The 12,531-nt window shown below is 70.0% G+C and carries 12 protein-coding genes; 8 read left to right on the forward strand and 4 right to left on the reverse strand.

Annotated elements, in window-relative coordinates; genetic code table 11:
• The first annotated feature begins 170 nt into the window (after window positions 1-170).
• Complete coding sequence (locus NQ160_RS10085) at window positions 171-1,460, forward strand: serine hydrolase domain-containing protein (protein WP_257515111.1); 1,290 nt, start codon at window positions 171-173, stop codon at window positions 1,458-1,460.
• Window positions 1,461-1,597: 137 nt separating this feature from the next.
• The gene (locus NQ160_RS10090) at window positions 1,598-2,476 is read left to right on the forward strand and encodes an SDR family oxidoreductase (protein ID WP_257515112.1); all 879 of its coding nucleotides are present in this window, start codon (window positions 1,598-1,600) and stop codon (window positions 2,474-2,476) included.
• Between the two features lie 37 nt (window positions 2,477-2,513).
• On the opposite strand, the gene NQ160_RS10095 is transcribed toward NQ160_RS10090, so the two are convergent.
• Together NQ160_RS10095 and NQ160_RS10100 are read right to left on the reverse strand one after the other, a co-directional pair.
• Complete coding sequence (locus NQ160_RS10095) at window positions 2,514-4,553, reverse strand: hypothetical protein (RefSeq protein WP_257515113.1); 2,040 nt, start codon at window positions 4,551-4,553, stop codon at window positions 2,514-2,516.
• 31 nt (window positions 4,554-4,584) lie between these two features.
• On the reverse strand, window positions 4,585-5,379 hold the full coding sequence (locus NQ160_RS10100; protein WP_257515114.1) for a hypothetical protein: 795 nt from the start codon (window positions 5,377-5,379) through the stop codon (window positions 4,585-4,587).
• Window positions 5,380-5,507: 128 nt separating this feature from the next.
• On the opposite strand from NQ160_RS10100, the gene NQ160_RS10105 reads away from it, so the two are divergent.
• The 3 genes from NQ160_RS10105 to NQ160_RS10115 all read left to right on the forward strand — a co-directional run bounded on the left by NQ160_RS10105 (window position 5,508) and on the right by NQ160_RS10115 (window position 9,302).
• A complete protein-coding gene (locus tag NQ160_RS10105; RefSeq protein WP_257515115.1) occupies window positions 5,508-6,794 on the forward strand; it encodes a M23 family metallopeptidase in 1,287 nt (428 codons plus the stop codon).
• Between the two features lie 115 nt (window positions 6,795-6,909).
• Window positions 6,910-8,664 (forward strand): histidine kinase, encoded by a 1,755-nt coding sequence (locus NQ160_RS10110; protein WP_257515116.1) that lies wholly within the window; start codon window positions 6,910-6,912, stop codon window positions 8,662-8,664.
• Window positions 8,637-9,302 (forward strand): response regulator transcription factor, encoded by a 666-nt coding sequence (locus tag NQ160_RS10115; RefSeq protein ID WP_257515117.1) that lies wholly within the window; start codon window positions 8,637-8,639, stop codon window positions 9,300-9,302. The genes NQ160_RS10110 and NQ160_RS10115 overlap by 28 nt, the downstream gene beginning before the upstream one ends.
• A gap of 89 nt (window positions 9,303-9,391) precedes the next feature.
• Here the strand turns inward: NQ160_RS10115 and NQ160_RS10120 are convergent, their stop codons facing one another.
• A complete protein-coding gene (locus NQ160_RS10120) occupies window positions 9,392-10,069 on the reverse strand; it encodes a ThuA domain-containing protein (protein WP_257515118.1) in 678 nt (225 codons plus the stop codon).
• Between the two features lie 182 nt (window positions 10,070-10,251).
• On the opposite strand from NQ160_RS10120, the gene NQ160_RS10125 reads away from it, so the two are divergent.
• Both NQ160_RS10125 and NQ160_RS10130 read left to right on the forward strand, forming a co-directional pair.
• Window positions 10,252-10,707 (forward strand): hypothetical protein, encoded by a 456-nt coding sequence (locus NQ160_RS10125; RefSeq protein ID WP_257515119.1) that lies wholly within the window; start codon window positions 10,252-10,254, stop codon window positions 10,705-10,707.
• A gap of 94 nt (window positions 10,708-10,801) precedes the next feature.
• Complete coding sequence (locus NQ160_RS10130; RefSeq protein ID WP_257515120.1) at window positions 10,802-11,143, forward strand: hypothetical protein; 342 nt, start codon at window positions 10,802-10,804, stop codon at window positions 11,141-11,143.
• 7 nt (window positions 11,144-11,150) lie between these two features.
• Here NQ160_RS10130 and NQ160_RS10135 read toward each other — a convergent pair whose 3' ends face one another.
• Window positions 11,151-11,723 carry an Lrp/AsnC family transcriptional regulator gene (locus NQ160_RS10135; protein WP_257515121.1) on the reverse strand — a complete coding sequence of 191 codons (573 nt, stop codon included), beginning with the start codon at window positions 11,721-11,723 and terminating at the stop codon, window positions 11,151-11,153.
• A gap of 134 nt (window positions 11,724-11,857) precedes the next feature.
• Between NQ160_RS10135 and NQ160_RS10140 the strand changes: the two genes are divergently transcribed.
• On the forward strand, window positions 11,858-12,531 hold a 674-nt coding region (locus tag NQ160_RS10140; RefSeq protein WP_257515122.1), incomplete at its 3' end, for an ABC transporter substrate-binding protein.

Raw genomic sequence — 12,531 nt, forward strand, 5'->3', positions numbered from 1 at the left:
GCGCGCGCGATCAGCAGGCTGTCGTCGGTGTGGTCGTCGTTCATGTGCCGGAGCACGCCCACCAGGGTGGCGTCGTCGAAGGTATGCGGCATGACCCCAGGCTAGGTGAGCCGTACGGGGGCGGACGCCGGGGTGTGTTTGAATCGTAGGGAGACTTTTCGGGGGTTTGGATGCCGCACATCAGCCGCGCACGGCGCGTCGTGACCGCGATCGCCGGCGTCGTCGGCATTGCGCTCGTCGCCACCGCGTGCTCCGGCAACGGGCCGTCTGTCGTTCCCGACGTTCCGGAACAGGTGGATGCCGCGCTGGCCGCCGAGACTCAGCAGCAGCTGCAGGGAGCGGTCGAGCGCGCCATGGCCGCGACGGGCTCGAGTGGCGCGATCGTCGGAGTGTGGGCGCCGTGGAGCGGCACGTGGGTCGCGGGCCTCGGTACCACGACGCCCGGCGGCCAGCCGGTGAGCACCGACATGCGCTTCCGGGTGGCCAACGTGACACGCGCGATGACCTGCGACGTGCTGTATGCGGCGGCATCCGACGGATTGGTGTCGCCTGACGACGCGGTGACCGAGTGGATCACCGGCATGCCGGGCTACGAGGACATCACCCTCGAGCAGCTGTGCGACTCGACGAGCGGCATCGCCTCGTACGCGCCGCGCGTGATCGACCGCTGGCTGGCCACTCCCGAGCGCGTGTGGAGCCCCAAGGAGCTGGCCGCCTACGGGATGGGATCCGCGCGCACCGGCGAGCCCGGGGCGGCGTTCGCCGATTCGGACACCGGGTACCTGCTGCTGGGCATCGCGCTCGAGCGGGCGACCGGCATGTCGGCCGCGGAGATGTACGAGAAGTACATCACCGAGCCGCTCGCGTTGGAGGCCACCGTGCTTCCGGCAGCGACGCGCAATCTTGCCGAAGCCGAGGCGCCCATGCTCAACGGGCTGTACTCGCCCGACGGTCCGGAGGGCGGGGCCAACTGCGCCGAGCCGATGGACGTCACCGCCCTGTCGTCGAGCACCGGCTACACCGCCGCTGGCGTGGTGTCGGACATCGAGGACCTGGGGCTGTACATGCAGGCCCTCGCGACGGGATCCCTTCCCGGTGCCAACGACGACCGCTTCGCCTCGGTGATGCCCGCCGGGCCCGGCGCTCCTGCCTGGTACACCACCGCCGGCGGCACCTACCAGGCAGGGTCGCTCGTCGGCCAGTACGGCGCGATGCCGGGATACATCACCGGGGCCTTCTCCGACCCGGCCACCGGGATGACCGTCGCGGTCGTGCTGAACAACTCGCGCGCGAACGGTGGCGTCGGTGCATACCTCGCGTGGGAGCTCGCCGCGATCGCGTCGAAGGCACCGGCGGCGTCGGGACAGACCGCGCCCGCCGCCGGCCTGCCCTGGACGGCAGAACAGTACGGTGAGGCCGTCGCCGCCGCCGCCGTCTGCCCCCTCCCCGCTGCCGAGTGAGTATTCGCGCGGCCTGCTGAATACTCACTCGGCAGCGTGAGGGGGGGACGCGGCCGATTGAGCGCCGAGGGGTGTCAAGCCCCTTTTCGCTGCTGCTTCGCTCGGGCACGCTCGGAGCACGCAACGGAAGGAGCCACATGACCATGCAGGATCCGCGTGATAAGTACCGCGACGAAGAGATCCCCGCCCAGCACCAGGAGCAGCCCGGCCTGACCGGGGAGACGATTCCCGACCCCGACCACGGCGAGAAGACCTACCGCGGCAGTGGCCGACTCGAGGGTCGCAAGGCGCTGATCACCGGCGGTGACTCCGGCATCGGCCGCGCCGTCGCGATCGCCTACGCGCGCGAAGGCGCCGACGTCGCGATCGTGTACCTCCCCGAGGAGCAGGAGGATGCCGACGCCACCGTCGCCCTCATCGAGCAGGCCGGCCGCAAGGCCGTGGCCCTCCCGGGCGACATCCGCGACGAGACCTTCGCGACGAGCATCGTGGCCGACACGGTCGAGCAGCTCGGGGGCCTGGACATCGTCGTGCTCAACGCGGCCTACCAGAAGGACCGCGACGGCATCGAGAACCTGCCGACCGAGGAGTTCGACCGCGTCTTCCGCACGAACCTCTACGGCATGATCTGGACCGCCCGCGCTGCCGTGCCGCACCTGCAGCCGGGTTCGTCGCTCATCGTCACCGCGTCGATCCAGGCGTTCAGCCCGTCACCGTCGCTGGTGGACTACGCCATGACCAAGGCCGCCCAGGTGGCATTCGTCCGCGCCATGGCCGAGGAGCTCGGACCCCGCGGCATCCGCGTGAACGCCGTCGCCCCCGGTCCCATCTGGACACCGCTCATCCCCGCCACCGGCTGGGAGGTCGAGCGCCTCGAAGAGTTCGGCCATGACACCCCGCTCGGCCGGGCCGGGCAGCCGGCCGAGCTGGCCGGTGCGTACGTGTACCTCGCCTCCGAGGACGGCTCCTACACGTCGGGTGCCGTGCTGCCGGTCACGGGCGGCAAGCACCTGTAACGAACGGCGTGGGAGCCGTGCGCGGGCGCCGGTTCGATCAGCCCTGACGCAGTTCGGCGAGCTCGCTCTTGCGCTTCTCGAGCTCTTTTTCCAGCGCAGCGAGGTCGTCGGCGAGCACTGCGCGGGCGTCCTTGAGCAGGTCGGGGTCGACGTCGAGCCCTCGAATGTGGGGCACCTCATCGCCCCAGCTGACGGGGATGTCGCACAGAGTGAGTTGCTCCACGGTCGGGTTGTGGAGGAGGACGTTCGCCCTCGCGGATTCCTGCCACGAACAGCGGAACTCCACGCCGCCGATCACCGGGGCCTCCTGCGCATCCACGTGCCCGGCGAACGTCTTCGACTCGGCACCGAACATCGACGCGTCGACCGGAATGCGGATCGAGGTCCCGCTGAGGCGGTACCACGAGTTGCCCTCGCCGAAGAAGTACAGCTCACCCGTGTACACGTCCCAGGCCTCGTACTGCACCATTCGTCCCACGGCGCCGAACGGGATCTTCGGGTAACTCGTCAACGTGTATTCCAGCCCTTTGGTGAGGTCATATCCGTAGCTCGTCTCGGAGCTCAACTCCACGCCTTGTTTGAATGTCTCGCCCGGCATCGGCTCATACTCTGCCTCGTAGCTGAGCTTGATGCCGAAGGTCTGCTCGACGGAGTCCCTGACCTCCTGCGACCAGGTGCGCTCGAACTTCCACTCCTGGGGCTCGTCCGAACCCGCCGTGTGGGGCTGGGTGGCGATGGTCCGCGGGTTCCCTGCCTCGGCCGTGTCGAGCGTCGGCTCACCGATGGCCTGGATGCAGCCGTTCCCATGCTCGCCACAGGCGTCGACGATGCCGCGGTCCCTGGCATCCTGGTCTGTCGTCACCGTGTCCACCTTGGCCATCCGCACCTGGAAGGTGGTGTCATCGTCGGTCTTGACGTTCGGCTTGCTCATTCCGGTGGGCTCGCACGTGAACGGCGTGTTCTCCAGCACGCGCACACCGGTCGTGTTCGGGTCGCCCAGGTAGATCGAACAGGTGGCGGAGGGCTCGCTGCCCGACAGGTACTTGTAGTTCTCCGCCCAGCCGCTGATCCAGTACGGGGTTTCCCTGCCGTCGAGCAGGATGCGGTAGGCGAAAGATGCCTGCGCGTGGGTGTCCGGTTCGGACTGTTCGCGCCCGAAGTTCTGCTGCGCGGCGGACCATGTGAGCTGCGCCCCGTTCTCGATGGTCGCGTACGGCAGCGCGCGCTTGTGCTCGACGTCGGCGTCCACCGGGTACCAGGCCTCACCGTTCATCAGGATGCGCTTCTGCTGGTTCGCGGTGGAGAAGGTCCCCTCGGCGAGTGAGATGACCGGTCCGTGGCTGACGTTGCGCACGTCGATGATGCCGGTGATGGTGGACCAGTTGTACAGCGCCACCTTCGCCGAGGCGAGCACGGCCCCCGATGCCCCCTGCGTCGAGCTCCCCTCGCACGCGAAGGGCGACTCGTTCTGGAAGTCCACCGGTGCGCCGTCCTGCAGGATGGCGCAGTCCGTCTCGACGCTCAGCGATCCGGATGTGCGGTTCACCTTCGAGGTGTATTCGACGGTGTAGTCGGTGAGCGTTCCGTGGTCGATCAGCTGCGCGGTGAAGGTCACCTCGTGGTGGCCGTCATCGGGCATGGGGTAGTCCCAGGCCAGATAGTGGATGCCGGCATCGGCCCAGTCGTATTTCTGCTCCGCAGCCACGTCGGTCTCATTGCGCGGGTTCGCCGGCTGCACGCCCGGCGCGAACGCATACCGCAGCTGGAACCCGGTCGCCCGTGTGGGCACCGCGTCCCGCCGCACCGTCTGAGTGGCCTGGGACAGCACGGGTACCGCGTCATCGTCGGCGGTCTCGGGCTCGGGCGCGTCGGGCGCCTGCTCGGTCGCGGGCGCGTCGGGCGTCGCCTGCTCCGGGGTCTCCGAGGGCGCGGGCGCGGCGGTCTCGGTCTGCGGATCGCCGGTCTCGGCGTGTGCCGGGCCGGCCAGGACCCCCACGAGGAGGATCGCGGCGATCGGGATGGCGAGGGCGGCGCGGGCGCGCACGGATGCCCGCCGGCGGTGAATGGTGGATCTCATCTGTCTTCGTTCCCCTGAGTGATCGTGGTCGTCAGCCGGACACGCTGTGGTGCCAGGCGGTGAAGGTGTCGAACGAGGAGCGGAGCGCGGCGGCCGCCGCTGCGGCATCCTGCGTCTGTCCGTCGAGGATGGCGGTGTGCAGATCGTCGAGCGCCCGGAAAGCGGGCAGCAGGCGGGTGAGCACCTGGTGGGGCTCATCTGCGACGCCGAGCTGAGCGGCCCGCACGACTTCGGCGAACGCCTCGGCGACGTCGCCTGCGGATCTGCGTACTGCTGCGCCGTCGCCCGCCGCGATCCCCGCCTCGAGCGCGGCCATGTGGGCGAGCGCGTCCTCGGTCGGCATCCGTGACAGCGACCGGTCGACGATGACGTCGTCGTACGGGCCCGGATACTGCGCCGAGAGCGGAGCGAAGGCCGTCAGTGCACCCTCCTGGTCGCCGGCCGCGACCGCATCGGCGACGTCGAGTACGCCCGTGAAGGTGTCCACCCAATGTGCGTACTGCACGTCGTCACGCGCGGCATGGTCCAGTGCGGCCGCGGCCGCCTCCAACGTCGCGGCCGTCACGATCCACGCGTGGTCGAAGTCTTCCTCGAGCCACCCGCCGAGCACCGGGAGCGACAGCGCGTACGCCTGCTCCGGTGTGGCGGCGAGCCGTCCATCGGGCTCGGGGGCACCCGCGCCGGCCTCCGCGGCGGGCGGCAGCGCGGGGGGCGGCCCGGTCGACGCGCCGACGGCGATCGCCACGCCGACGCCGACGACGGCCACGACACCCGCAGCGATCGCGGCCGTCTTCCAGGGGTGGACTCGGGTCTGGTGCTTTTCCATCACCCCATGACGCTAGGGAGCGCCAACGCGGCAAACAGGGGACTCAGGTCCCCAGAGGTGGCCACGTACCGCCTGATAACTTCGCGGAAATCGCACAAAACTGGAGCTTCACAGTGACATCTCGCCGCATGATCCGTCTGTTCGTCCCGCTCGTGGCGGCGGTGGCGCTTCTCTCGGCCGGCTGCTCGGCGACACCTCCCGCCGACGCCCCCACCGCGCCGTCGGCGGCCGGTTCCGTGTCGGACGTGACCGTTCCGGACGCGTTCACCGCGGTCACCGTCGAGACCATCGGCGCGCCGCCGCTGCCGTTCCCCGGAACCGATGGCAGATTCCACGTCGTCTACGATCTCCAGCTCACCAACGCCACGAAGATCCCCGCGACCCTGGGCCAGATCGACGTCGTCGATGGTGCCGATCCGCAACGCACCGTCGCGAGCTTCTCCGGAACGGCGTTGGTCGATCCGTCGTGCACGTTCGGTGAGTGCAATCGGCTCCGGGATCTGCCTGCCGGCTACGTCGACAGCGCGGTCATCCCGCCCCAGACCAGCCGCGTGGTCTTCGTCGACTTCACCCTCGAGTCGCTCGACCAGCTCCCCCCGGTTCTCCTGCACCGCATCTCGGGTACCGGCGCGCTCTCCCCGGCGTTCGGCGAGCCGGGCGCCATCGAGTATCTGGCCGCGCCGCTGGCGATCTCCACCCGCACGCTGCCCGTCATCGCGCCCCCGGTGCGCGGCGACGACTGGGTCGCGCTCAATGGATGCTGCGAGCCCGGTTTCCCGCACCGCAGTTCGGTCATGTCGGTCAACGGCAAGCTCAACAACAGCCAGCGCTTCGCGATCGACTGGAAGCGGACGAACGACGCGGGCGAGTTCTACTCCGGCGACAAGACCAGCAACGACAGCTACGTCGACTACGCCGCCGACATCCTCGCCGTCGCGGACGGCACCGTCGTGTCGATCCTGGATGGCATGGCGGCGAACGCCCCCGGCGTACTGCCCGCCCACGACCCCGAGCTGGCGGCGAAGCTCACCGTCGAGAACGTCGACGGCAACCACGTCGTGCTCGACCTCGGCGGTGGGGTGTACGCCATGTACGCCCACCTGATCGCGGGATCGATCACGGTGAAGCCCGGCGACACCGTGACCGAGGGCCAGGTTCTCGGGCATCTCGGCAACACCGGCAACGCCAACGCCTCGCACCTGCATTTCCAGTTGATGGACGGGCCGAGCCTGCTGGATTCGGACTCGCTCCCGTATGCGTTGGCGAGCTTCGACTACGCAGGGCAGGTCGCCCCCGGGCTGATCGCCGACGCCGACGACTACCTCACGGGCACCTTCCTGCAGGGTGCGCTGTCTCGGCCCGAGCCGCGCACCGGCGAATTGCCGCTGGGCTTCGCCATCATCGACTTCCCGTGACGCGGCGGTGCGCGGCGGGTCGAGCGGGCGGATGCCGCGCCACAGGCGACCTGGGTCGCTAGGTGTCCCGGCATCCAGCCGCCACAATGGAGTTCCCCGTCCCCTCTGGTGCCCGATGACCCAACCTCATGGCGGCCGTCCGGTACCCGTCCGTTCGGCGCTCGCCCGCTCGCTCGACCGCGCCCTCGCGATGGTCGCCGTGCTCGCGGGGATCCTGGGCGCCGTCTACCTCGCGCTGATCCCGGTCGAAGACCCGGCCTGGCCGCTCATCGCGGCGAGTGCGGTGATGTTCTACGTCTACGTCGGCGTGGGCGTGGTGGCGTGGCAGCGCAGGCCGAGCAACCCGCTGGGAATGCTCATCGTCCTGGCGGGGGTGATGATCCATTTGGGCACGGTGGGCAACACCGGTGTCCCGTTCCTGGTGGCCGTCGGAGCCGTCTGCGCGACGCTGATCCTCCCTGCCATGCTGCATCTGCTGCTGGCCTTCCCCACGGGCTACCTCATCACGTGGCCGGCGAGGGCGGTGGTGATCGCCGGGTACACGCTGTCGACGGCGCTGCAGGCGCCGCAGTACCTGTTCGACGTGGACGGCCCGGCACCGGACCTGGTCATCGTCGATGCCCCCGACCTCGCCGCGGCCGCCCTCTCGGTGCAGGTGGTCGCGGGGGCGGCGGTCATGGCAGCGACCGTCGTGATCCTCGTCGGTCGGCTGAGGCGCGCGGACGCCGCCCACCGTCGCGTGCTCGTGCCGCTGTTCTCGTACGGCATCTTCGCCGCCGTCGCGACACCCCTCAGTGGCCGGCTGGTGCTGGCGCCGTTGGGCGTCGACCCCCTGATCGGCATCGCCGCGCAGTACCTGGTGGTCACCGGGGTGCCCGTGGCGTTCGCGCTCGGCATGCTGCGCGGCGGGTTCGCCCGCACCAGTCAGCTCGAGGAGCTGGGCACCTGGCTCGGCGCGGCCGCGGCCAGTCGCGAGCTGCTTTCCGCGGCGTTGGCGCGTGCACTGGGCGATCCGTCGCTGGAGTTGTACTTCTGGGCGGAGGGCCGTGGCTGCTTCGTCGACGCCGACGGGCATCCGGTGCCCCCTCGCGCCCCCCACCGCGGCTGGTCGCAGATCGTCCTCGACGGGCGGGTGATCGGAGCGATCGAGTACGACCGGGCGCTGCTGGTCGACGAGGAGCTCGTGCGCACCGCCGGCAACGTCGTGGCGATCGCGGTGGACCGCGAGCGTCTCACCGCGGAGCTGCGGGCGAACCGCCGGGCGCTGCTGCGCTCGCGGGAACGACTGGTCGAAGCGGCCGACCGTGAGCGCCGTCGCATCGCCAGGGACCTCCACGACGGGCTGCAGGCGCAGCTGGTCATGCTCGCCGTCGACGCCCAGCGCCTGGCCTCCGCCGATCCCGACGTCGTCCACGCGCGTGCGACGCGGCTGCGTCGCGACATCGACACCGCCGCGGCCGATCTGCGGCGGCTCGTGCACGACCTCGTGCCGGCGGCGCTCATCGAGCGCGGTCTGTTCGCGGCCGCCGAGGAGCTCGCGGATCGCATGCCGATCCCTACGCGGCTGGTCGGCGCTGTCGGGGTGCTGGGCGACGCGATCGCCGACACGGCGTACTTCGTGATCGCCGAAGGGCTCACGAACGTGGTCAAGCACTCCCAGGCCGGTTCGGTCGTCGTCCTGCTGGAGGTGCACGGCGATGAGCTCGTGCTCGACCTGAGCGACGACGGCGTCGGCGGTGCGCAGGTCGAGCGGGGCACCGGTCTTCGAGGCCTGGCGGACAGGGTGGATGCCGCGGGTGGGACGTTCGCACTGACCAGTACCCCGACGGAAGGGACGCGCTTATGCGTGACGCTGCCCTGCGGATCGTGATCGCAGAGGACGAGACGCTCATCCGGCGCGGCCTGCAGCTTCTGCTGGAGGAAGCCGGCCATGATGTCGTCGCCTCCGTCGGCGACGCCGGACAGCTGCGTGAGGCGGTCGCCGCGCACGCGCCGGACCTGGTCGTCACCGACATCCGGATGCCCCCGACCAACACCGACGAAGGGCTCCTCGCCGCCCTCGCCATTCGGGCGGCGCACCCTGCGACCGGGGTGGTCGTGCTGTCGCAGTACGTGCAGCGCAGCTACGCCCGCGAACTGCTCTCCAGCGGCACCGGCGGTGTCGGGTACCTCCTCAAGCAACGGATCTCCGACATCGAGACGTTCCTCCACGACCTGGCCGCCGTCGCCACCGGGGCAACGGTGCTGGACCCCGAGGTGGTGGCCGTCATGGTCGACCGCGCGAGCCGGGCGACCTCGGCCGTCGGCTGTCTGACCCCGCGCCAGCGCGAAGTCCTCGCTCTGGTGGCCGAGGGCTGCAGCAACGCGAGCATCGCCGCGAAGCTCTTCCTCACCGAGAAGGCGGTCGTGCAGCACATGTCCCGCATCTACGACTCCCTCGGGCTTCCTGCCGACGCGGATGTCCACCGCCGGGTGCAGGCTGTGATCCATTACCTCGACGACGCCTGAGCGGGGCTGTGCGCGCGGCATCCGCGTCGTCGCCCGTTCTTCGGGGATCGCCGGTTCTTCGGGTGCCCACGCGCCGGCGACGCCCGGGGTCAGGCGGCGCCGGCGGCCCACCGGGCGAGTGTCCCGATGAGGCGCCGGTGCCCCGCGGAGTCGTAGGATCGCTCGTCGTGGCCCAGCGTGTCGACGGCCACCCGCGCCGGGCCGTGCGTGCGCACCCAGGCAGCCGGCATCCGCTCGCCGTCGGTGACCTGCGTCGCGACGACGCTGCGCTCGCCGAGCTGCTGCAGGCGGCAGTAGCGCTCGTCGAACACCGAGAAGTCGTCGATCACGGTGCCTCCGGGGAGCACACCGCCCGCGATGTCGACGTCGCCGATCTCGGGATGCCACGACGCCTGCGGCACCCACATGCCGCCGCTCGCCGGCGCCCACGACGGGTAGTCCCGCAGCGATGCGACGGCGCAGTGCATCGCCAGCACCCCCATCCCGCGCTCGAGGGCGTGGTCGAAGCCGTCGACGGATGCCGCGGGAGCGGCGCCGTCCCGGTCGTCGCTCCACGGGTCGCCCGCGTTCACGACGAGCAGATCGACGTCGTCGAGCCGGGTCATCGCGGCATCCACGTCGTCGTCGATCCTCACCTCGAACCCCGTCTCGCGCAGGATCTCGGCGAGGAGGGGACTCGTGCGGGGGAACGGATGCCACGGGTCGGCGTACCGCCCGGAGCCGCTGACGACGAGGGCGGTCTGGTGGGACGAGGAGGCGGTCGGCATAGTGCCACGGTAGCGGGGTGGGGTGCGTCGGCCGGCTCGGGCGCGGAGCGCCGGACGGCGTCTTCGACTTCTCCTGGATCGACCGAATGGCACGACAACGAGCCAGGCCCGGGCCTGGCGCGGCCCTCGGTCGAGACGTACCGTGGCCGCCTACGAACACGGACGCCACGGAGGACGACATCATGCGCAAGATCACCACGGGCGCGCTCGCGGCCATCGTTCTGCTCGGTGTCTCGGGCTGTACCGCCGGCGGTGCGACAGGCGGCGCCACGCAGGCCACGAAAGAGCAATCCGTCGCCGAGGCCTGCGACATCGCGCAAGGCGAGGCCCAGAGCGCCGAGGATGCGCTGACGCAAGCGCTCGCCCTCATCGACGACGAGGACTACGCCGGGGCATCCGAGGCGGTCCGGTCCGCCACGGACGACCTGGACACTTCGCTGGCGCAGGTCACCAACGTGCGGGTGCGCGACGAGCTCGAGGACGTGTACGAGGACATGAGGGAAGTCGGCCTGCTGATCGACCAGCTGCAGGCCGCCGCCGACGACGCGCCGCTGCTGGCCGAGGTCCAGAGCGACCTCGTGGACGACAGCCGCGATGTGCAGGAGTCCGTTGACGAGCTGGCGGCCCTCTGCTCCTGACAGGGAAGGATGCAGGCTCGACCCCTGCCGCGGTGCAAGCCTGGCGGCTCGCCCCGTTTGGCAGAAGGCGCCCGTCTCACGCGATACTCGTGGGATGCCCTCCCCGATCAACCTCGATGGCCAGCGGTTCGCGATGGTCTCCTCCACCGCCAGCATCGTCGATCCGCAGTCCCCGACCACCTTCACGTACCACCAGGACGGATTGCTGGTGTGGGGTGAGTACACCGGCGACACCGTGACCGAGGGGCGCTTCGTCGGCAGCGTCGACGGCGACGTGGTCGGCATCTCGTTCGCCCACGCGCTCGCCGCCGACGGAAGCATCGTGCGCGGTTCCGCCGACAGCCGCGCGGAGCGCGCCGAGGACGGCCGCCTCCGCCTGGTGGAGAGCTTCGTCGTGGACGGCGTCGACCACGAGAGCGTGTGCATACAGCTCTGAGCGCGCGTCAGCCCGACGGGCGATCCGAGCTCGTCGCCACAAAGCTCATCAGGCCCTGCTCGGGCATCACCTCTTTACGGGCGGGGATGTCAGTGGGCAGTACGTACGGCCGCTCGAACACCTCGTTGAGGATCAGCACGGTCTCCACGCGCGCCACCTGCGGCAGCAGGGCGATACCGCCCACCACGAGGGCGTGGATGCCTTCGACGTCGATGCTGCGCACGAGCAGCATGATGTCGTGCTCACCGGTGGTGATCTTCGCCGATTCGACCTCCGGAAGAGCCCGGACCGCGGCGAAGAACTCCTCCCAGCTCTGCGGGTGCACGGAGCAGAACACCAGCGCGCAGACACCGAGGCCCGCCTTGGCAGGATCGACCCGCGCCGAGTACCCGGTGATGACCCCCGCTCGGGTGAGGGCCTCCACCCGGCTGTACGCGCTGGCCCGCGAGATGCCGACGCGTGCCGCCAGCGCGGCAATTGAAACACGACCGTCATCTCTCAGCGCACGGAGGATGTCGTAGCCGATTTCGTCGATCTGGACGGCCGATCGTCCAGCCGAGTGCGTGCGCGTTTCCCTCATGTTGGACATATTGCACCTGGGTGTTACGTCCGTCAACGGAAAGTGCGCGTCCGTGACGGAATCTCGGATAGAGTGCCCGAAAACCCGCTGCGCTCCCTCGGGATGTCCAGCCCGCGATCTCAGGAGGACCACCCGTGGCCCGATCCCACTCCCGTGCCGCTGCCGCGCTCGTCGCGGTTTCCGTGCTGGCGCTCGCCGGCTGCTCCGGCGGCAACTCGGCGAACACCGACGTGGACGGTGGTGACAGCGCGTCCGGCACGCTCGTCATCGACACCGCGTTCTCGCTCGAGACCGGTGACCCCGGCCGCAACTACGTGCCCACGGGCAACATGGTGCTGCACGCGGTGTACGACACGCTGCTCACCCTCGAGGGCGACGACACCACGCCGCAGCCGGCGCTGGCGACGATGGAGCAGAACGAGGACGCCACCGAGTTCACCTTCACCCTCGACGAGGACCGCGTGTTCTCGGACGGCTCCCCGGTGACGGCGGACGACGTCGTGTTCTCGCTGGAGCGCGTGGCGGGCATGACCGACTCCAAAGCCAACTTCCTCATGGCGGGCATCACGGTGGAGAAGGTCGACGACGCCACCGTCGTGCTGAAGACCGAGAAGCCGTCGCTGCAGCTGCCGGCGATCGTGACCAACCCGTCGCTGTCGATCCTCAACGCCGAAGAGGTCGAGGCCAACGGCGGCGCCACCGACACCACCGACGCCGCGCAGACGTTCCTCGACGGCGCATCGGCCGGTTCCGGACCGTACCTGCTGGACTCGTTGGACCTCACCACCCAGGTCGTCCTGGTGGAGAA

The sequence above is a fragment of the Microbacterium sp. zg.Y909 genome, from assembly GCF_024626565.1.